The sequence below is a fragment of the Alteromonas sp. ABH4_452 genome (assembly GCF_056311825.1).
Window position 1 is genome coordinate 778,914 of record NZ_CM149973.1, and the last position, 21,530, is coordinate 800,443.

Genomic DNA, 21,530 nt, shown 5'->3' on the forward strand with positions numbered 1-21,530 from the left:
CTTTTCCATCATCTCACTTTCTTCGAAAGGTGGCATGATGAACCAAGAATATGGCGTAGCTCATCATATAGAACATGGTGTAGTTAACTTTTGGAACCCAAATTAATGACCGTTGAAACAGTTAAGCATTTAGATATAAACCCTGCCATCGTTAAAGCACTAGACTCTCAAGGCATTCACCAACTTTCTCCAATCCAGGCGCAGTCGCTTCCCGAAGCGCTTCAGGGAAAAGATGTGATTGGTCAGGCACAAACAGGTAGCGGTAAAACCTTATGCTTTGTGATCCCAGCCTTGCAGCACATTGAAGTTAATGATTTTACTACACAAGCCATAATGCTTTGCCCAACCCGTGAGCTTGCCGACCAAGTAGCGCAGCAGTGCCGTAGTGCGGCTAAAAATATCGGTAATATTAAAGTAACCACCTTATGTGGCGGGCAGCCTATGGGGCCGCAAATTCAGTCGTTAAAGCACAGTCCGCACATTATTGTAGGTACTCCTGGTCGCGTGATGGATCATGTGGAAAAGCGCCGTATTGATTTACGCAATGTAAAGCTGCGTGTGCTTGATGAAGCCGACCGCATGTTAGATATGGGCTTTGAAGATGATTTACGCATTATCTTCGGACAGACGCCAACGCAAGTGCAAACACTATTGTTTTCCGCAACTTTCACCGAGCAAATTGAGCGTGTGGCGAAGCAGTACTTGCATGACCCAGTAACCTGTAAAGTAGAAGCGCAAGAGAGCAAGCCGGCAATTACTCAGTTAGGCTATAACGTGTTGCCTCATACTAGAACGCAGGCGCTAAAAGCCGTATTAACCGAATATCAGCCTAAAAACGCCATTGTTTTCTGTAACCGTAAAACGCAGGTAAATGAAGTTGTTGAAGAGCTTATAGAAGATGGATTCAGCGCTAAAGGGCTTCAGGGGGATATGGAACAGCACCAAAGAACTTCAGTGCTTATGCAGTTTGCAAGCGACGCGCTACAAGTGCTTGTTGCTACCGACGTTGCTGCCCGTGGATTAGACATCGATGATATTGCCTGTGTTATTAACTACACAGTAAGCGAAGAGCCGGAAACCCACATTCACCGCATTGGCAGAACGGCACGTGCGGGCGCTCAAGGTATGGCGATAACGCTAGTAAGCGAGGAAGAAGAACACTTTTTACGAAAGATCGAAGTATTGCAAGAAAGTGATATTCCGCTTAAAGGTGCGCAAAGCTTACGTTTTCATAAAAATAAAATTACCCAGCCTGACTTTACCTGTATTTCACTAAGCGCGGGTAAAAAGGAAAAGCTTCGCCCTGGCGACTTGGTAGGTGCACTTACCAAAGATGCGGGCATTCCTGGCGACGACTTAGGCAAAATTAAAGTGCAAAACAGCATGAGTTTTGTCGCAGTGAAAACGCGAAGCGTGAAAAAAGCCATGACCCAGTTTAGAGAAGGTAAGATCAAAGGAAAGCGTATTCGAGCCCGAAAGCTTTAATAAGCGCTTCGATCAACGCTTTAACAGATAAGTATTATGTTATACGAAGGAAGGTGAGTGTGGTTGCTGAAACTGACTTGAATGTTTTACTAAAAAATTTGAGCCCTGTGGCAAATAGTGAAAATTACGTCTTCACAACTTTGCCTGCTGACAGATTAACCAGTACGTTAATGTCGTTAGCTAAGGGTATGTTTCAGGAACGCGAGGGCACCACGCTTATTCTTCCGGTTGCTATAGCCGAGAAAGCTAACCTGCAATTTGAGGGTTATTACCGCTGTATAACCTGTGAAGTACATTCTAGTTTGGAAGCGGTAGGCATGACGGCAGCTATGTCCACCGCGTTGGGTAAGGCAGGAATTAGCGCCAACGTGGTGGCCGCTTATTATCACGACCACATTTTTGTGCCAGCTGAAAAAGTCGACTTGGCGATAGAAGTTTTAACTTCGCTGTCTCACTAGGCCCTCCCATTCTCTTCCTGCTTTTTTTCTTTTCCCGAGAACGCATTAACCAGCCCCATGGTTAAGCAATATTGTGCTCCATAGTAAGTTGTCATTACCCAAAAGGTAGACAGTGGAAGCGGGGTTTTGAAAACCGATTGAGCGAGAATGGCATCTGATATCACAAAAAGTAACGCACCGGTTACGATTAGCTTGGTTTGAGCTAACCACACCGCGGTTAAGCCCATCAGCGTGATTACGCTAATGTATGCCACTACAGGGTAAAACAACGAACCTGATGCAGGCAGAATATGACCGGCCATCACTGCCGTAAAACTAACAATGGTAAGGCTAATTAGCCATTTCACATTGTGTGAAATAATATCGCTTGAGAGCGCTTTGGGTTTGTGGTGATTTAGATTGGCAAAACACGCGGCATAAGATAAGTGCGCGAGAAAAAAGCAAGACAGGCCTGATATAAAACTTTCTGCAAAGGGCAATGCCAGACTAACATCTCCGGCAAGACTAAAAAGTAACGCCGTCAACACCATGTATCGCGGCATGGCGCTAAGTTTTGTATAGGCGAAAACTGCCAGTACCACAATAGGCAGGGCTTTGGGTAAGAATTGCGCCACGTAGGGGGTAAGCGGCAACGTCACCAAGTAAATCAACGCTAAGCTGCTAAAGACAATAGTTGTTCTTACATTCATATTTAGCCTTTTTGAAACTGCTCAGTCATACACTTCAACACGAAAAAAAAGCCCCAGTTTGACGAACAAAACATGGGGCTTTAACTGTCGTATTATCTACGCATGCATGTGTGTGCAAATTACCAAATTTTCACGCGTTCTTCTGGCGGCAGATACAACGCATCGTCTTCGGTAACGTTAAAGGCTTCGTAGAATTCTGGTACGTTGCGCACAGCACCGTTGGTACGGAATTTAGTAGGAGAGTGCGTATCGGTCTGCACTTGGCTGCGCAACGCTTCTTCGCGGTATTTGCTGGCCCATACCTGACCATAACCGATGAATACGCGCTGGTCGCCAGTAAAGCCATCTAGCTCTGGGGCTTTTTCACCATCAAGAGACAAGTGGTAAGCTTTAAGCGCAATACTAATACCGCCTAGGTCACCAATGTTTTCACCTAAGGTATATTCGCCGTTTACGTGCAAATCAGGTAAGACCTCGAATTGATTGTATTGCTCAATCAAGTTTGCCGTACGTGCTTCAAACTCGCTGCGATCTTCATCGGTCCACCAGTTTCTAAGCACGCCATCACCGTCAAAGGTTGAGCCTGAATCATCGAATCCGTGACCTATTTCGTGTCCGATTACTGCGCCAATACCACCATAATTCACAGCGTCTTCTGCGTTCATATCAAAAAACGGAGGCTGCAGAATAGCGGCAGGAAATACAATTTCGTTAAGCGGTGGATTGTAATAAGCGTTAACGGTTTGAGGTGTCATACCCCACTCGTGGGTCCACACTGGGCCGCCTTGTTTCTTCAGCATCTCTTCGTATAGCACGTCAGAAGAACGCTTAAGGTTACCGAATAAGTCACCAGCATTAACCGTTAGTGCTGAATAATCTCTCCACTGATCTGGATAACCAATTTTGACGGTAAATTTAGACAGTTTGTCCAGCGCTTGCGCACGAGTTTCGTCTGTCATCCAGTCTAGGTTTTCAATACTTTCTTTGTAAGCCAGCAGTAGGTTGTTAACCATTTCCATCATGCGGTCTTTCGCTTCTGGCGGGAAATGCTGTTTTACATAAACCTTACCGATTAGCTCGCCTACATGGGCATTTGAAAGACTCACTGCACGACGCCATTGTGGCTGCTGCTCTTCTACGCCGCGAAGCACTTTGCTGTAGAAATTGAAGTTTGCTTCATCAAGTTCGGCATTTAAGCGACTGGCTGAAGCATTTAACAAGCCCCACTTAAGGAATGTCTTCCAGTCCTCAAGTGAAGTTTCGGCTATAACACCATCAATGTTTTGCATGTAGTCTTTTTGCAGAATACCTAGCGAAGGAATGTCGCTAATGTCAGCTTCAGCAAGATAGGCATCCCAGTTAAACTTAGGCATCAATGCTTTAAGTTCTTCAATCGAAAGCTTGTTATAGTTTGCGGCAAAGTTACGGGCTTGCTCTTTCTTCATGTGCAGTTGAGCAATTTTAGTCTCAAGCTCGAAAAGCATATCGGCACTTTCTTTTGGTGCTTCGAAACCCGCAAGTTCAAACATAGTTTGAATATGCTTAACGTATGCGTCACGAATGGTTTGTGATGTTTCGTCGTCTTTAAAATAGTACTCGCGCTCAGGAAGTCCAAGGCCGGCTTGCCACGTGTACATCAGATATTCTTTCGGCGACTTAAGATCTGGGTACTGAGTTAGGCTAAACGGTGTACCGTAGCCATAGCGAGCAGCATAAGCAAAATACTCAGCAAGGTCAGTGTAGTCTTCAATGGCTTCAATCTTAGTTAACTCAGGCTTTAGCGGCGTCGTACCAAGTTCGTTGCGGGTTTCCATATCCATATAGGCACGGTAAAAATCACCCACTTTTTGTTCGTCACTGCCCGCTTTAAAATCACCTTCGGCAGAAGACTTAATAATATCCATTACGTGGTCTTGCGCTTCATCACGTAGAATAACGAAAGAACCGTAACTAGACTTATCAGCTGGTATTTCAAAATTATCAAACCACTTACCGTTTACGTAGCGGAAGAAGTCATCACCGGGGTCTACAGACAGGTCCATATTCTCTTTAATGACGCCTGAAGAAAGCTGCTGCTGAGCTTCTTCAGTGGCAGCGCTTTGGTTTTGTTGTTCTGTCGATGAATTTTGTGGGCTACAGGCCGTTAAGGCCAGTGCCACGCTTAAGCTTAAAACGCTACGTAACATTTAGAGTTTTCCTTTTCATTCTGACTGGGCAATGTTTGGACTTGCCGCTTATAGTTTTTAGCGCGTTGTTAGGCCCTTTACATCCATAAGAATGACCTTTACATCCATAAGAATGACCTTTGCATCCACAAGAATATCGGGGCGCAACACGCACGGTTTTTCTAACGTTTTAGCATGATGGTAGGGATAGAAAAAGTGTTTATAGTGAAAATACACAGCTTGTAACAACTTGGCAGACTAAGTTCGCTATAGTGTTCTGTATTGACCTCATCACAATATTCAAGGAACGGCAATGGACTTACATAAAACTCCTTTTGAAAGCGTATCACCGTGCGAGTACGCAGACGCCCTGCCAAGAGAGCAGTTCATGCACTACGGGATTAAACCATTGTGGTACGGTATGCCTCGTATTGCGGGTCCAGCATTCACCGTTAAGTGTGAGCCGGGTGACCATCTTATGCTGCATGCGGCGATATATCGCGCAAGCCCTGGTGATATCATTGTGGTTGAAGCTGACGATGAATTTGCTGTTGCGGGCGGTAACGTCTGCGCAATCGCCCAATCTCGAGGGATTAAAGGCTTCGTAATTGATGGTGTTATCCGAGATATTGCTGAAACCCGTAACAACAAGTTTCCAGTGTTTGCTAGAGGCGTTATACCCAAGCCTGGAGCGAAAAAGTGCATATCGCCGTTAAATGAGCCTATCACATGTGCTGGTGTAACTGTTCACGCGGGAGACATCATTGTGGCGGACGAGGAGGGCATTGCAGTAATTCCAAAGGATGAGGCGCTAGCAGCCTATGACATTGCCCAAAAGCGCGCACAAAAAGACGGTTCTATGTCGTTAGAACAGTGGCAGGCTGAACACGCTGAAAAAGTAGAAAGCATACTCGCTAAATTAGGGTTTGCAGAGTAAAGGTTTATAGAAAATTAGCTATATTTAGACTGGTTGTTGATAAGCGCTTCATTAAGCCCTTCACTAAGCAAAAGTATTAACCAAAATTAAATGAGCTTTGCGGTAAAAAAGCACCGCAAAGTTCAACACACTTTCAGTTATCGTGTAGAATTGTGACCCAGCAATTTGGGGCATACGTAAACGTGCTCTGTCACCGAATAATTAACGAGTTCTACATGTTTTCATTTTTTGAAAAGCTGACCCAGCCTTTCCCCGATACACCGCCTACTCAACCGCCAACAGGTATCATTGCCTTTTGTAAGTACTACACCAAAGGCATGTGGGGCGTCATCCTTACAGTTTCGGTGCTTAGTGCGATTGTGGCCATGTTAGAAGTAGCGCTGTTTGGATTTCTAGGCCAGTTGGTTGACTGGTTCTCAGAGCAAAGCCGAGAAACCTTTTTAGAGGACCAAAAATTCACGCTTATTGGCATGGGTTTAACGGTTCTGGTTTTCATTCCTTTGTTTATTTTGTTGCGCTCGCTGTTTTCTCGCCAGTCCTTGATGGGTAATTACCCCATGCGCATTAGATGGCAGGCACACCGCTACTTACTTGGGCAAAGTTTAACTTTTTTCCACGATGAATTTGCCGGCCGTGTGGCCACCAAGGTAATGCAAACCGCATTATCGGTTCGTGAAACGGTAACTAAAGTGCTCGATTTGCTGGTGTACATCAGCGTTTACTTTATTTCCATGGTTGTGCTTATCTTCAGTACTGATTGGCGCTTAGCCATGCCGCTTATCGTGTGGTTTTTTGTGTATATCGGTATCTTGAAGGTGCTAGTACCAAAACTAAAAGAAGTCTCTCAAAAGCAAGCCGACGCGCGCTCATTAATGACTGGCCGTATTGTGGATAGTTACACCAATATCACCACAGTGAAGCTGTTTTCGCATAGTCGCCGTGAAGCTGATTACGCAAAAGAAAGCATGGATGGTTTTCTTAAAACGGTTTACCCGCAAATGCGTTTGGTTACCGTATTGGAATTTTGTGTGGAAATGGCTAATGCCATTCTTATTTTTACCATTGGCGCTCTGTCTGTGTATTTGTGGATGGAAAACATTGCGAGCCCCGGTGATATCGCCATTGCTATAAGCCTTTGCCTGCGACTAAACGGTATGTCGCACTGGGTAATGTGGGAAGTATCTGGCTTGTTTGAGAACTTAGGTACAGTGCAGGATGGTATGAATACCTTAGCACAGCCGATTGCGGTTAAAGACAAGCCTAAGGCTAACGCCCTTAAAGTAAATGGCGGCGGGATTAACTTCGACAACGTGAACTTTTCTTATGCTGGGGCCGATGAAAAACCTATTGATGTGTTTAAAAATTTAGATTTAGACATTAAGCCTGGTGAAAAAGTAGGGTTAGTGGGGCGCTCTGGTGCAGGTAAATCAACGTTAGTGAACCTATTAATGCGCTTTTACGATACCCAAAGTGGCAGAATTATCATTGATGGGCAAGATATTACCCAAGTGGGGCAGGAAACCCTACGAGCTAAAATCAGTATGGTAACGCAGGATACCTCGTTGATGCATCGCTCTGTACGCGACAATATTTTATACGGGCGTACGGATGCGACAGAAGAGGATATGGTAAGGGCGGCTAAGCAAGCCGAGGCGCATGATTTTATCCTTACACTTACCGATAGTTACGGTAGAACAGGCTACGACGCGCATGTAGGTGAGCGCGGTGTGAAGCTTTCAGGAGGGCAGCGTCAGCGTATCGCTATCGCCCGTGTATTGCTAAAAGACGCACCTGTACTGGTACTGGACGAGGCGACATCGGCACTAGATTCAGAAGTTGAAGCGGCCATTCAAGCCTGTCTGGATAAAGTGATGGAAGGTAAAACCGTGCTAGCCATTGCACATCGCCTATCTACCATTGCACAAATGGACAGGTTGCTTGTTTTGGATAAAGGTAACATCGTAGAGCAGGGCACACATGCTGAGCTTATCGCTCAAAATGGTATTTATGCGAAGCTTTGGGCTCACCAAACCGGCGGATTTATTGGTGTTGAATAGGAAACTCGCGAAATAGTGTTCAATCGCAGAAGGGATGGATAAACCGCTTGTATCTTGAAAGTGGTTAAGTATAATACGCGTCCCTCCCTTGCGATACCGCACTTTCCTTAGAAAAGACGCACAACTCACAAGGGCAGTGTAAGTAAATTTTGTCTTTTAGACACCACAGGGGTGTAGTTCGAATTGGTAGAACAGCGGTCTCCAAAACCGATGGTTGGGGGTTCGAGTCCCTCCACCCCTGCCAAATTTACTTAAACTAAGAATTTTTAAATTGCGCATTAAATGAGTGCGTAAAACAACGACGCTGTAGTGCTAGGATCGTAACATGAGCGAAAAGACGGAAAATCAGTCCAATGCATTGGACATGTTTAAATGGGTAGTGGTTTTTGCACTACTTGCCGGTTTAGTAACCGCTAATACAATGTACGGTGAGATCTCGGTACTATACCGTGCTATCGCTATTGTTGTAGTAGTTGGTATAGCTGGTTTTATCGCGGCAACTACCGAAAAAGGTAGCACCTTCTTGAGCTTTGCTAAAGAGTCTCGCACAGAAGTTCGCAAGGTTGTGTGGCCTACTCGCCAAGAGGCGAACCAGACTACCCTTATCGTGCTTGCAGCGACGTTAATCATGGCACTAATTTTATGGGGACTAGACGGCATCATCGTTCGTGTAGTTGGCTTTATTACTGGAATAGGAGCATAAACGTATGTCTGAAGAAGAAGCAGTAAAGAAAAGATGGTACGTAGTACAAGCCTATTCGCAATATGAGTCTCGTGTAAAGAAGACCCTGCTTGAATACATCAAAATGCACAACATGGAAGACTACTTTGGTCAGGTACTAGTACCAACAGAAGAAGTTGTTGAGATGCGTGCGGGTCAGAAGCGTAAATCTGAGCGTAAGTTCTACCCGGGTTATGTATTGGTAGAAATGGCGATGACCGAAGAGTCATGGCACTTGGTGAAAAGCGTTCCTCGCGTACTTGGTTTCATCGGTGGTACATCTGACCGCCCTATGCCTATCACGCAAAAAGAAGCTGATGCTATCTTAAATCGTCTTGAAGAAAACGTTGATAAGCCAAGACCAAAGACATTGTTCGAGCCAGGCGAAGTTATTCGTGTAACCGACGGTCCATTTGCAGACTTCAACGGTGTGGTAGAAGAAGTCGACTACGAAAAGAGCCGCGTAAAAGTATCGGTACTTATCTTCGGTCGTTCTACACCGGTAGACTTAGAATTTGGTCAGGTAGAAAAAGGCTAAGCCTTCTCTGCTAAGCACATTTAAAAAAGCCCCGTTCAACGGGGCTTTTTTGTAGGTAATTACTAGTTAAACGGCGTAGGCTTAAGAATACTGACCTTTCGATGGTTTTTTATTCTAATTAGCCCTTGCATAGTAATTAATCACCTTATATAATGCGCGCCCTTTTAAACGGAAACGGGAAGCCGATTGAGCAAATAATCTCTGTATTTGCGAGGCGTTAGACCCAAACAAGAGAGCATGTAAAATGGCTAAAAAAGTAAGCGGTATTATCAAGCTTCAGGTTGCAGCTGGCGCTGCTAACCCAAGTCCTCCGGTTGGTCCTGCACTAGGTCAGCACGGTGTAAACATCATGGAATTCTGTAAGGCTTTCAACGCGAAAACTGAAAGTCTTGAGAAAGGCGCTCCAGTACCAGTAGAAATTACTGTATACGAAGATCGCTCTTTCACATTCGAAACTAAGACTCCTCCTGCGTCTTACCTGCTTAAGAAAGCAGCGGGCATCAAGAGTGGTTCTGGCCGTCCTAACACTGAAAAAGTGGGTAAAGTTACTCGCGCTCAGTTGGAAGAGATTGCTAAAACTAAAGAGCCAGACCTTACTGCAGCTGATCTAGATGCAGCGGTACGCACTATCGCGGGTTCTGCTCGCTCAATGGGCTTGAACGTAGAGGACTAATCGAATGGCTAAATTAACTAAACGCGCTCGCGTAATCCGCGACAAAGTTGACTCTACTAAAGAGTACGAAATCAACGAAGCAGTAGCGCTTCTTAAAGAACTAGCAACTGCTAAGTTCGCAGAAAGCGTTGACGTATCTGTAAACCTTGGTATCGATGCGAAGAAATCTGACCAAAACGTTCGTGGTGCAACTGTACTACCTAACGGTACTGGTAAAGACGTTCGCGTTGCAGTATTCACTCAAGGTGCAAATGCTGAAGCAGCGAAAGAAGCTGGTGCAGATATCGTTGGTATGGACGACTTAGCTGAGCAAGTTAAGAAAGGCGAAATGAACTTTGACGTAGTAGTTGCTAGCCCAGACGCGATGCGTGTTGTTGGTCAACTAGGTCAAATCTTAGGTCCACGTGGCCTTATGCCTAACCCTAAAACTGGCACTGTAACGCCTGACGTTGCAACTGCAGTTAAGAACGCTAAAGCTGGTCAGGTACGCTACCGTAACGATAAGAACGGTATCATCCACGCTAGCATCGGTAAGATTGCGTTCGAAGCGAACCAAATTCAAGAAAACCTTGAAGCGTTACTTGAAGCACTGAAGAAAGCTAAGCCTTCTTCTGCTAAAGGTACATACATCAAGAAGATCAGCCTAAGCACTACAATGGGTGCTGGTGTTGCTCTTGATAAGGCTTCTGTAGGTCTTTAATTTCGCTGAGCTTAGGCTCATCGAAATCTCTTAAAGGTTATGGGTTGGAGCTGTGACAATTAGCAGTGCTAATAAGCAGCTCCCGTCCAAGACCGCAGGTGCGGTGTGGTGAAAGAGGTAAGAGAACTTTCACAGTCAACACACTGCTTAATACAACAACCTGCGCAGACGGTGGTTTGACTCAGACTCTCTGGGGTAACAAACACCGTAGAGCGGTATCAACCATGAGGGTTGGTATCAATCTGTGAACCCTGACGGCGTAAGCGGGTAACCGTAAACAAAGTCAGATACAAAGAGGTGAACTCAGTGGCACTAGGTTTAGCAGCAAAAAAAGAGATCGTAGCAGAAGTTTCTGAAGTTGCGTCTCGCGCTCTATCCGTAGCCGTTGCTGAATACCGTGGGATGGAAGTTGCAGAACTGACTGACCTACGTGTTAAAGCTCGTGAGCAAGGCGTATACCTTAAGGTTGTACGTAACACTCTTGCAAAGCGTGCTCTAGCAGACAGTCAATTTGCAGACTTAGACAGCGCCCTAACTGGCCCGCTTATCTATGGTTTCTCTATCGACGCACCAGGCGGTGCGGCACGTCTTTTCAAAGACTTCGGTAAGACTAACGATAAGCTTAAAGTTACAGCACTATCTATTGGTAGCGGTCTTCTTGGTCCAGAGAAATTGGACGCAGTTGCAGCACTACCTACCCGCGACGAAGCGCTTGCGAAACTACTTGCAACCTTCAAAGCACCAGTTGGGAAATTCGTTCAAACAATCAACGAAGTTCCTGGCAAGTTTGTGCGCGTATTGGCGGCGGTCAAAGACACCAAGTAATTGGCGTTTTTGGCATATTGATTTTTTTAACATTTTATACCCAGGAGTTTAGAGAACATGGCTCTAACTAAAGAAGATATCTTAAACGCAATCGCTGAAATGCCGGTAATGGAACTGGTAGAACTAATTGAAGCGGCTGAAGAGAAATTCAACGTATCTGCTGCAGCTGCTGTTGCTGTTGCTGGTCCAGCTGCTGGCGGCGACGCTGCTGCTGCAGAAGAAAAGACTGAATTCGACGTTGTAATGACTTCATTCGGTGGCAACAAAGTTGCAGTTATCAAAGCAGTTCGCGGCGCGACTGGCCTAGGTCTTAAAGAAGCTAAAGAAGTAGTTGAGTCTGCTCCTAAAGCTATCAAAGAAGGCGTAAGCAAAGATGAAGCTGAAGCACTTAAGAAAGAGCTTGAAGAAGCTGGTGCAGAAGTAGAAATCAAGTAATCTGACCTAGTCAGATTATTGCCTGAGACGGCAAGGCTGGTGGTTTTTTGAACCACCAGCCTTTTTGCGCTGTATAGTGTGTAGAAACTAACCCTTGGTTACACTACTTAAAGCGCCATTCGGAAATACCCATAAAAAGCATAAAAATCCAACAAGTTAACTAATAATTGGTTAAATTTTGTTGTATGCTGGTGTATCTGCCCGAAAAAGGGTTGTGGAAGTTTGTTGCTTAGTGCGCCATTTGAAACGCAGCTTTTAGCCCATAGCACGCGTTTTAAAGCATTTTGCAGCAGGTTGGGTCATAAATCAGCAGGCTGAGGAACCCATGGTTTACTCTTATAGCGAAAAGAAACGTATCCGTAAGGATTTTGGCAAACGCCCACAGGTACTGGAAATTCCATACCTTCTTTCAATTCAGCTTGATTCTTTCAAAAAGTTTATTGAGACCGATCCGGAAGCTCAATACGGTTTGGAAGCAGCATTTCGTTCCGTTTTTCCAATTAAAAGCTACTCAGGTAGTTCAGAGCTTCAATATGTAAGCTACCGCCTGGGAGAGCCAGTTTTCGACGTTAAAGAATGTCAAATTCGTGGCGTAACTTTCTCTGCTCCGTTAAGAGTAAAACTACGGTTAGTGTTGTTCGATAAAGACGCTGCCCCAGGTACCGTAAAAGATATTAAAGAACAAGAAGTGTACATGGGCGAGATCCCATTGATGACTGAGAACGGTACGTTCGTTATCAATGGTACTGAGCGTGTTATCGTGTCACAGCTACACCGTTCACCTGGTGTATTCTTTGATCACGACAAAGGTAAAACCCACTCGTCAGGTAAAGTGCTTTATAACGCACGTGTAATTCCTTACCGTGGTTCGTGGTTAGACTTCGAGTTTGACCCGAAAGATAACCTGTTTGTACGTATTGACCGTCGTCGTAAATTGCCTGCAACCATTATCTTGCGCGCACTTGAAATGACGTCTGAAGAAATCCTTGATACTTTCTTCGACAAAGTTGGCATACGTATCAACAAAGACAAGTTGATGATGGAAGTGGTTCCAGATCGCCTTCGTGGTGAAACTGCTGCATTTGATATCATTGACGGTGAAGGCAACGTTGTTGTTGAAACGGGTCGTCGTATCTCAGCACGTCATACTCGTGCACTAGAGAAAGCAGGTCTTACTGAGCTAGAAGTTCCAGCTGATTACCTAATTGGCCGCGTGTATGCTGCTACTTATGTAAATGAAGATACTGGCGAAGTTATTGTAAGCGCGAACGAAGAACTTACCCTTGAGAACCTAGCGGCGCTAAGCCAAGCGGGTATCAAAGAGTTCGAAACGCTTTACATCAACGAACTTGACCACGGTTCATATATTTCAGATACACTTCGTATCGACTCTTCAACTAACCGCCTAGAAGCACTCGTTGAAATTTACCGTATGATGCGCCCTGGTGAGCCACCAACAAAAGACGCAGCTGAAACCTTGTTCGATAACTTGTTCTTCTCTGACGAACGTTACGACCTATCTTCTGTTGGCCGCATGAAGTTCAACCGCCGTCTAGGTCGTGAAGAACTTATCGGTTCAGGCACGCTAGATAAAGAAGACATTATTTCTGTAATGAAGCAGCTAATAATGATTCGTGACGGTAAAGACGAAGTAGATGATATCGATCACCTAGGTAACCGTCGTATCCGTTCTGTTGGTGAAATGGCAGAGAACCAATTCCGCGTTGGTCTTGTACGTGTAGAACGTGCAGTTAAAGAGCGCCTAAGCTTAGGCGATCTAGACAACGTAATGCCACAGGACCTAATTAACGCTAAGCCTATCTCGGCTGCGGTTAAAGAGTTCTTCGGTTCATCTCAGCTTTCTCAGTTCATGGACCAAAACAACCCGCTATCAGAAGTAACGCACAAGCGTCGTATTTCTGCATTAGGCCCGGGTGGTCTTACACGTGAACGTGCAGGCTTCGAGGTTCGAGACGTACACCCGACTCACTATGGTCGTCTATGTCCAATCGAAACGCCGGAAGGCCCGAACATCGGTCTTATCAACTCATTGGCGAGCTTCGCGCGCACCAATGACTTCGGTTTCCTTGAAACACCTTTCCGTCGCATTGTTGACGGTGTGGTAACAGACGAAATCGATTACTTATCTGCAATTGAAGAAGGTCAATTCGCAATCGCTCAGGCTAACATTGCGCTGACTGAGAATGGCGAGTTGGTAGACGACCTAATTCCATGTCGTCACCGCGGTGAAACTACTTTGATGCCAACTGAAGACATCAAATACATGGACGTTTCACCACAGCAAATCGTTTCAATTGCTGCGAGCATTATTCCATTCCTAGAGCACGATGACGCAAACCGTGCACTTATGGGTGCGAACATGCAACGTCAGGCAGTACCTACACTACGCGCTGATAAGCCGCTAGTTGGTACCGGTATGGAAAGAACTATCGCGGTTGACTCAGGTGTTACTGTAGTTGCTAAGCGCGGTGGTGTGGTTGATTATGTTGATGCCAGCCGTATCGTAATTAAAGTAGATGAAGATGAAATGCTTCCAGGTGAAGCGGGTATCGATATCTATAACCTGACTAAATACACGCGTTCTAACCAGAACACTTGTATCAATCAGAAGCCTACCTGTAGTGTTGGCGACCCGATTGTTACTGGTGACGTGCTAGCTGACGGTCCTTCAACAGACCTAGGTGACCTTGCACTTGGTCAGAACATGCGTATCGCGTTCATGCCGTGGAATGGTTACAACTTTGAGGATTCAATCCTTATTTCTGAGCGTGTAGCACAGGAAGACCGCTTCACTACAATCCACATTCAAGAGCTTAGCTGTATCGCTCGTGATACTAAGCTTGGGCCAGAAGAGATTTCTTCTGATATCCCGAACGTGGGTGAATCTGCACTAAGCAAACTCGATGAATCAGGTGTTGTTTACATTGGTGCGGAAGTGAAAGGTGGTGACATCCTAGTAGGTAAAGTGACACCTAAAGGTGAAACTCAGCTTACGCCAGAAGAGAAACTACTACGTGCAATCTTCGGTGAAAAAGCGTCTGACGTTAAAGATACGTCGCTACGTGTGCCTAACTCTGTTCACGGTACCGTAATTGACGTTCAAGTATTTACCCGTGATGGTGTAGAGAAAGACAAGCGCGCGCTAGAAATTGAAGACATGCAGCTACGTCAGGTTAAGAAAGACCTTACTGATGAGTTCGAAATTCTTGCTGACGGTATCTTTGCCCGTGCGCAAACTGCGCTTCTACGTGCTGGTGTTGACCAAGCTAAGCTTGACAGCCTACCGCGTGAAAAGTGGTTTGAAATTGCACTTAACAGCGAAGATGCACAGCTAGAGCTAGACCAAATCGCTGATCAACACGCTGAAATTAAAGCGGACTTCGATAAGAAGTTTGAAACTAAGCGTCGTAAGATCACACAAGGTGATGACCTAGCGCCTGGCGTACTTAAGATTGTTAAGGTTTACCTTGCAGTTAAGCGTCACATCCAACCGGGTGACAAGATGGCCGGACGTCACGGTAACAAAGGTGTTATCTCGACTATCCAGCCTGTAGAAGACATGCCATACGATGCTAACGGTACGCCGGTAGATATCGTTCTAAACCCACTAGGTGTACCGTCTCGTATGAACATCGGTCAGATCCTAGAAACTCACTTGGGTATGGCTGCACACGGTCTTGGTGTGAAGATTGACCGCATGATTAAAGAGCAGCGTGAGCTGGCTGAACTGCGTGAGTTCTTGAAGAAGGTGTACGAGCTTGGTGAAAATCACCAAGAAGTTGACATCGATAACTTCACAGACCACGAAGTACGTCGCTTAGCAGAAAACCTTCGTAAGGGTGTTCCGATTGCAACGCCTGTATTCGACGGTGCTCGTGAATCAGAAATCAAAGAAATGCTGAAGCTTGCTGATATTCCAGAAAGCGGTCAGATTTCATTGTTCGACGGTCGTACCGGTCGCGAATTTGAGCGTCCAGTTACGGTTGGTTACATGTACATGCTGAAACTGAACCACTTAGTAGACGACAAGATGCACGCGCGTTCTACTGGTTCTTACAGCCTTGTTACACAGCAGCCTCTTGGTGGTAAAGCACAGTTTGGTGGTCAGCGCTTCGGTGAGATGGAAGTGTGGGCACTTGAAGCATACGGTGCAGCGTATACCCTTCAGGAAATGCTTACTGTTAAGTCAGATGACGTTAACGGCCGTACCAAGATGTACAAGAACATCGTCGATGGCGACCACAGAATGGAACCTGGCATGCCAGAATCATTCAACGTACTACTTAAAGAAATTCGCTCGTTGGGTATCAACATCGAGCTTGAAGAAAAGTAATACGGCAATCGCCGCGTAATGTTATGAGATGGCCCGGCGCTTGCGCCGGGTTCTAGAGACTGACTCCGCTGGGAGAGTAATGTGAAAGACTTATTAAAGTTTCTAAAGCAACAAAACAAGACCGAAGAATTCGATAATATTCGAATCGGTCTGTCTTCACCTGACATGATTCGTTCATGGTCATTCGGTGAAGTTAAAAAGCCTGAAACAATTAACTACCGTACGTTCAAGCCTGAGCGTGACGGTCTGTTCTGTGCGCGTATCTTTGGTCCGGTTAAAGACTACGAGTGTCTTTGCGGTAAGTACAAGCGCCTTAAGCACCGTGGTGTTATCTGTGAGAAGTGTGGCGTTGAAGTTACACTGACTAAAGTACGTCGTGAGCGTATGGGTCACATCGAGCTAGCTAGCCCGGTTGCACACATTTGGTTCCTTAAATCACTACCGTCTCGTATCGGCCTTATGCTTGATATGACACTTCGTGATATTGAACGTGTACTTTACTTTGAATCATACGTGGTTACAGAGCCAGGTATGACTACACTTGAGCGCAGCCAACTTCTTAACGAAGAAGAGTACTTGGATGCACTTGAAGAGCACGGTGACGAGTTTGAAGCGAAGATGGGTGCTGAAGCAGTATTCGATCTTCTAACAGTACTAGACGTAGACGCAGATGTTGCGGCTATGCGTGAAGAACTGCCTTCAATCAACTCTGAAACCAAGCGTAAGAAGATTACTAAGCGTCTTAAATTGCTTGAGTCATTCCAACAATCTGGCAACAAGCCAGAGTGGATGATTATGACGGTTCTTCCGGTACTTCCACCAGATTTACGTCCTCTAGTACCACTAGATGGCGGCCGTTTTGCAACGTCTGACCTTAACGACCTATACCGTCGTGTAATCAACCGTAACAACCGTCTTAAGCGTCTTCTAGACCTAGCTGCTCCAGACATTATCGTACGCAACGAAAAGCGTATGCTTCAAGAGTCTGTAGATGCGCTTCTAGATAACGGACGTCGTGGTCGTGCGATTACCGGTTCTAACAAGCGTCCACTTAAGTCGCTTGCAGACATGATCAAAGGTAAGCAAGGTCGTTTCCGTCAAAACCTTCTTGGTAAGCGTGTTGACTACTCAGGCCGTTCTGTAATTACCGTTGGTCCTACGCTACGTCTTCACCAGTGTGGTCTTCCTAAGAAGATGGCACTTGAGCTATTCAAGCCGTTTATCTACGGTAAGCTTGAAGGTCGTGGTCTTGCAACAACAATCAAAGCAGCTAAGAAGCTAGTAGAGCGCGAAGCACCAGAGGTTTGGGACGTACTAGACGACGTTATCCGCGAACACCCGGTACTACTTAACCGTGCACCTACACTTCACCGTTTGGGTATCCAAGCATTCGAACCTACACTAATCGAAGGTAAAGCGATTCAGCTTCACCCGCTAGTGTGTGCGGCGTACAACGCCGACTTCGATGGTGACCAAATGGCGGTACACGTACCGTTGACAATCGAAGCACAGCTAGAAGCACGTGCACTTATGATGTCAACGAACAACATCCTGTCACCAGCGAACGGTGAGCCAATCATCGTACCTTCACAGGACGTTGTATTAGGTCTTTATTACCTAACGCGTGACAAAGTAAACGGCTTAGGCGAAGGCATGGTATTTACCAGCCCGAATGAAGCAGAAAAAGCATACCGTACAGGTAATGCTGAGCTTCACTCTCGCGTTAAAGTACGTATTACTGAATATGACATCGATGAAGATGGCAACAAAACTGAGAAAGTAACCCTAACTGACACTACTGTTGGTCGTGCGATTTTCTCATTGATCCTTCCAAAGGGTCTGCCATTTGAAATCATCAACCAAGCGATGGGCAAGAAGCAAATTTCAAAACTATTGAATGCTTGTTACCGTACGCTAGGTCTGAAAGATACAGTAATTGCTGCTGACCAAATCATGTATACCGGTTTCCACTACGCGATGATCGCGGGTGCGTCTGTTGGTATCGACGATATGGTTATCCCTGCTGCTAAGAAAGAAATTATCGACGCGGCGGAAGCAGAAGTTATTGAAATTCAGGAACAGTTCCAAAACGGTCTTGTTACCGCGGGTGAGCGTTACAACAAAGTTATCGATATCTGGTCAAATGCCAACGAAAAAGTTGCTAAGGCCATGATGGATAACCTTAAGACTGACATCGTAATTAACCGCGATGGCGAAGAAGAAGAGCAATCATCATTTAACTCAGTTTACATGATGGCCGACTCGGGTGCTCGTGGTAGTGCCGCTCAGATTCGTCAGCTAGCTGGTATGCGTGGTCTGATGGCTAAGCCAGATGGCTCAATCATCGAAACCCCAATTACGGCCAACTTCCGTGAAGGTCTGAACGTACTACAGTACTTCATCTCAACTCACGGTGCTCGTAAAGGTCTAGCGGATACCGCACTTAAGACAGCTAACTCGGGTTACCTAACACGTCGTCTAGTAGACGTTGCACAAGACTTGGTAATTACAAACGACGACTGTGGCACATTCGAAGGTGTTCAAATGACACCACTAATCGAAGGTGGTGACGTTGTTGAGCCGCTACGCGAGCGTGTACTAGGTCGTGTGGTAGCAGAAGACGTACTTAAGCCAGGTACTGACGAAGTACTAGTTGAGCGTAATGTTCTTCTAGACGAAGCGTTAGTAGACATGCTTGAAGCTAACTCAGTTGACCAAATCATGGTTCGCTCGGTAATCACTTGTGACAACGACTTCGGTGTTTGTGCTAAGTGTTACGGTCGTGACCTTGCACGTGGTCACATGGTGGGTAGCGGTGAATCGGTTGGTGTTATTGCAGCACAGTCAATCGGTGAACCAGGTACACAGCTTACCATGCGTACGTTCCACATCGGTGGTGCGGCATCAAGAGCATCTGCTGAGAACAGCGTACAAGTTAAGACAGCGGGTAGCCTTAAGCTACACAACGCGAAGTTCGTACGTAACTCTGAAGGTAAAGTGGTTATTGTTTCTCGTTCAACAGAGCTTACTGTAATCGACGAGCAAGGCCGTGAGAAAGAGCGCTATAAAGTACCTTACGGTGCTGTACTTAGCGTGGATGACGGTGCATCTATTGCAGCTGGCGACGTTGTTGCTAACTGGGATCCGCATAGTCACCCAATCATCACTGAACGTGCAGCTAAGATTAGCTTTGCAGACATTGATGACTCTAACACCGAAATGCAGCAAGACGAGCTTACTGGTCTAACCCGTATCGTTGTTAAAGACCTTGCGAAAGTTAACGCTAAAGAGCCTAAGCTAATTCTTGAGAGCGATGAGTTCGGTCTTCAGGAAATTCGTCTTCCAAGCTTTACCACAATTGAAGCGTCGGAAGGCAAAGTGGCTAACGAAGGTGACGTGCTAGCACGTATTCCTCAAGAAAGCTCGAAGACTCGTGATATCACGGGTGGTCTACCGCGCGTTGCGGACCTATTTGAAGCACGTAAGCCTAAAGAGCCTGCAATCCTTGCAGAAATCTCAGGTACTATCGGCTTCGGTAAAGAGACCAAAGGTAAGAAGCGTCTTGTAATCACACCTGCTGAAGGTGACGCATACGAAGAGATGATTCCTAAGTGGCGTCAGCTTAACGTGTTCGAAGGTGAGAAAGTGGAAAAAGGTGAAGTTATCGCCGATGGTCCAGAGTCTCCACACGATATCCTACGTCTACGTGGTATCTCAGCAGTAGCAAACTACATCGTGAACGAAGTTCAGGAAGTATACCGTCTACAGGGTGTTAAGATTAACGATAAGCACATCGAAGTAGTTATTCGTCAGATGCTACGTAAGTGTATTATCACTCACCCAGGCGATACGCAGTTCCTTGAAGGCGAACAGGTTGAAGTATCGAACGTTAAAGTGGCTAACCGTGAAATTGAAAAACACGGCAAGATCCCTGCGCAGTACGAAACACAGCTGCTTGGTATCACTAAAGCGTCACTGTCTACTGAGTCATTTATCTCGGCGGCATCGTTCCAAGAAACAACACGTGTTCTAACTGAAGCTGCGGTTCAAGGTAAAGAAGATGACCTACGCGGTCTGAAAGAAAACGTAATCGTTGGTCGACTTATTCCAGCGGGTACCGGTTTCGCTTACCACGAACGCCGTGCACAACGTCGCAAAGAGCAAATCGAAGAAATGTCAGTTTCTGCTGCTGAAGCAGAACAGGCACTAACCGAAGCGCTTAATGCAGGTGCAGACGAAGATACTGCCGAATAAGGCAAGATCATAGGAGTACGTTAACGTACTCCTAACAATTTGGCAGTGAAGTTGTACAGATTACAGATAAATTAACTGCTTAAGCTTTGTACACCTTGACAGTCAGAGCGATGATCTTTAATATTCCGCGACCCGATTTTGGATAGCCATCAAATGGCTCGATAAACGGTCGCGGTTTTTCGTATCAGCGCTCAGTGAATATTGACGAGCACAATGTTCACAAACAAGCGCGATTAATAGATTAATCGCATTAATATGGACCCAATCGCAGTGATTGGGTTTTCGTAGTTTTTAATCAGGAGCTAGTTAATGGCAACAGTTAACCAGTTAGTGCGCAAGCCGCGTAGAAAGCCCGTTGAAAAAAGCAACGTAGCTGCTCTACAAGCTTGTCCACAAAGACGTGGTGTATGTACTCGTGTATATACTACTACGCCTAAGAAACCAAACTCTGCACTACGTAAAGTATGTCGTGTACGTCTAACTAACGGTTTTGAAGTTTCTTCATACATCGGTGGTGAAGGTCACAACCTACAAGAGCACAGTGTAGTACTTATCCGTGGTGGTCGTGTTAAAGATCTACCAGGTGTTCGTTATCACACAGTTCGCGGTACTCTTGACTGCGCAGGTGTAAACGATCGTAGACAAGCCCGTTCTAAGTACGGCGCGAAAAAGCCTAAGTCTTAACGGTTCTCCGTTAGTAAGGCCAAACTGAAGTTTAAGAGTTTTGGGTTTTCCCTGAATTCATACGGAGAATAGAAAATGCCAAGAAGAAGAGTCGTAGGTCAACGTAAAATCCTACCAGAGCCAAAATTTGGTTCACAACTGCTTGCGAAATTCATGAATGTCGTAATGCTCGACGGCAAAAAGTCAGTCGCTGAAAGAATCGTTTACGGTGCGCTTGATATTGTTGCTGAAAAAACCGGCAAAGCACACCTAGATATCTTCGAGGAAGCGCTTGATAACATCCGCCCAACAGTAGAGGTTAAGTCTCGTCGTGTTGGTGGTTCAACTTATCAGGTTCCAGTTGAAGTACGTCCAGTTCGTCGTAACGCGCTAGGTATGCGTTGGATGGTAGAAGCTGCACGTAAACGTGGCGAAAAGTCTATGGCACAACGCCTAGCGGCTGAAATGCTAGACGCAGCAGATAATAAAGGTTCAGCGGTTAAGAAACGTGAAGACGTTCACCGTATGGCCGAAGCAAACAAAGCGTTTGCTCACTACCGTTGGTAATCAACGTTA

At 45.7% G+C, this 21,530-nt stretch carries 16 protein-coding genes and 1 tRNA gene; 15 read left to right on the forward strand and 2 right to left on the reverse strand.

The genetic code is table 11. From position 1 onward, the window contains the following. Positions 1 to 105 precede the first annotated feature (105 nt). Both dbpA and ACYX4N_RS03395 read left to right on the forward strand, forming a co-directional pair. Entirely contained in the window at positions 106 to 1,485 is a 1,380-nt protein-coding gene (gene dbpA / locus ACYX4N_RS03390) for an ATP-dependent RNA helicase DbpA (RefSeq protein WP_476055614.1), read from the forward strand. Between the two features lie 59 nt (positions 1,486 to 1,544). Beyond that, positions 1,545 to 1,943: an ACT domain-containing protein gene (locus tag ACYX4N_RS03395; protein WP_476055615.1), complete on the forward strand. Its 399-nt coding sequence runs from the start codon at positions 1,545 to 1,547 to the stop codon at positions 1,941 to 1,943. On the opposite strand, the gene ACYX4N_RS03400 is transcribed toward ACYX4N_RS03395, so the two are convergent. Together ACYX4N_RS03400 and ACYX4N_RS03405 are read right to left on the reverse strand one after the other, a co-directional pair. Beyond that, entirely contained in the window at positions 1,940 to 2,632 is a 693-nt protein-coding gene (locus tag ACYX4N_RS03400; protein WP_476055616.1) for a lysoplasmalogenase, read from the reverse strand. The two genes, ACYX4N_RS03395 and ACYX4N_RS03400, sit on opposite strands and share 4 nt — an antisense overlap. A 119-nt stretch (positions 2,633 to 2,751) precedes the next feature. Next, positions 2,752 to 4,818: a M13 family metallopeptidase gene (locus ACYX4N_RS03405; protein ID WP_476055617.1), complete on the reverse strand. Its 2,067-nt coding sequence runs from the start codon at positions 4,816 to 4,818 to the stop codon at positions 2,752 to 2,754. 292 nt (positions 4,819 to 5,110) lie between these two features. Between ACYX4N_RS03405 and ACYX4N_RS03410 the strand changes: the two genes are divergently transcribed. The 13 genes from ACYX4N_RS03410 (at position 5,111) to rpsG (ending at position 21,521) form a co-directional block, all read left to right on the forward strand. After that, positions 5,111 to 5,734, forward strand: coding sequence for an RraA family protein (locus ACYX4N_RS03410; protein ID WP_476055618.1), 624 nt, complete (start codon positions 5,111 to 5,113; stop codon positions 5,732 to 5,734). A gap of 215 nt (positions 5,735 to 5,949) precedes the next feature. Further along, on the forward strand, positions 5,950 to 7,791 hold the full coding sequence (locus ACYX4N_RS03415; RefSeq protein WP_269919007.1) for an ABC transporter ATP-binding protein: 1,842 nt from the start codon (positions 5,950 to 5,952) through the stop codon (positions 7,789 to 7,791). Between the two features lie 167 nt (positions 7,792 to 7,958). After that, positions 7,959 to 8,035: transfer RNA gene (locus tag ACYX4N_RS03420), tRNA-Trp, on the forward strand. 81 nt (positions 8,036 to 8,116) lie between these two features. Then, the gene (gene secE / locus ACYX4N_RS03425; protein ID WP_014951045.1) at positions 8,117 to 8,494 is read left to right on the forward strand and encodes a preprotein translocase subunit SecE; all 378 of its coding nucleotides are present in this window, start codon (positions 8,117 to 8,119) and stop codon (positions 8,492 to 8,494) included. Positions 8,495 to 8,498: 4 nt separating this feature from the next. Next, entirely contained in the window at positions 8,499 to 9,050 is a 552-nt protein-coding gene (gene nusG / locus ACYX4N_RS03430; protein WP_179984807.1) for a transcription termination/antitermination protein NusG, read from the forward strand. A gap of 244 nt (positions 9,051 to 9,294) precedes the next feature. Then, positions 9,295 to 9,723, forward strand: coding sequence for a 50S ribosomal protein L11 (gene rplK, locus ACYX4N_RS03435; RefSeq protein ID WP_014951043.1), 429 nt, complete (start codon positions 9,295 to 9,297; stop codon positions 9,721 to 9,723). Positions 9,724 to 9,727: 4 nt separating this feature from the next. Further along, positions 9,728 to 10,423, forward strand: a complete 696-nt coding sequence (rplA, locus tag ACYX4N_RS03440) for a 50S ribosomal protein L1 (RefSeq protein ID WP_014980521.1) — start codon at positions 9,728 to 9,730, stop codon at positions 10,421 to 10,423. 306 nt (positions 10,424 to 10,729) lie between these two features. Beyond that, positions 10,730 to 11,248, forward strand: coding sequence for a 50S ribosomal protein L10 (rplJ, locus tag ACYX4N_RS03445; RefSeq protein WP_014951041.1), 519 nt, complete (start codon positions 10,730 to 10,732; stop codon positions 11,246 to 11,248). Positions 11,249 to 11,305: 57 nt separating this feature from the next. Beyond that, positions 11,306 to 11,683, forward strand: a complete 378-nt coding sequence (gene rplL, locus ACYX4N_RS03450) for a 50S ribosomal protein L7/L12 (RefSeq protein ID WP_015068303.1) — start codon at positions 11,306 to 11,308, stop codon at positions 11,681 to 11,683. A 325-nt stretch (positions 11,684 to 12,008) separates the two neighbouring features. Further along, positions 12,009 to 16,037, forward strand: a complete 4,029-nt coding sequence (gene rpoB / locus ACYX4N_RS03455; protein WP_474804194.1) for a DNA-directed RNA polymerase subunit beta — start codon at positions 12,009 to 12,011, stop codon at positions 16,035 to 16,037. Positions 16,038 to 16,118: 81 nt separating this feature from the next. After that, positions 16,119 to 20,291 carry a DNA-directed RNA polymerase subunit beta' gene (gene rpoC / locus ACYX4N_RS03460; protein ID WP_179984806.1) on the forward strand — a complete coding sequence of 1,391 codons (4,173 nt, stop codon included), beginning with the start codon at positions 16,119 to 16,121 and terminating at the stop codon, positions 20,289 to 20,291. A 309-nt stretch (positions 20,292 to 20,600) separates the two neighbouring features. Further along, on the forward strand, positions 20,601 to 20,975 hold the full coding sequence (gene rpsL, locus ACYX4N_RS03465) for a 30S ribosomal protein S12 (protein WP_025257518.1): 375 nt from the start codon (positions 20,601 to 20,603) through the stop codon (positions 20,973 to 20,975). A gap of 75 nt (positions 20,976 to 21,050) precedes the next feature. Next, positions 21,051 to 21,521, forward strand: a complete 471-nt coding sequence (gene rpsG / locus ACYX4N_RS03470) for a 30S ribosomal protein S7 (RefSeq protein WP_014980519.1) — start codon at positions 21,051 to 21,053, stop codon at positions 21,519 to 21,521. Positions 21,522 to 21,530 lie beyond the last annotated feature (9 nt).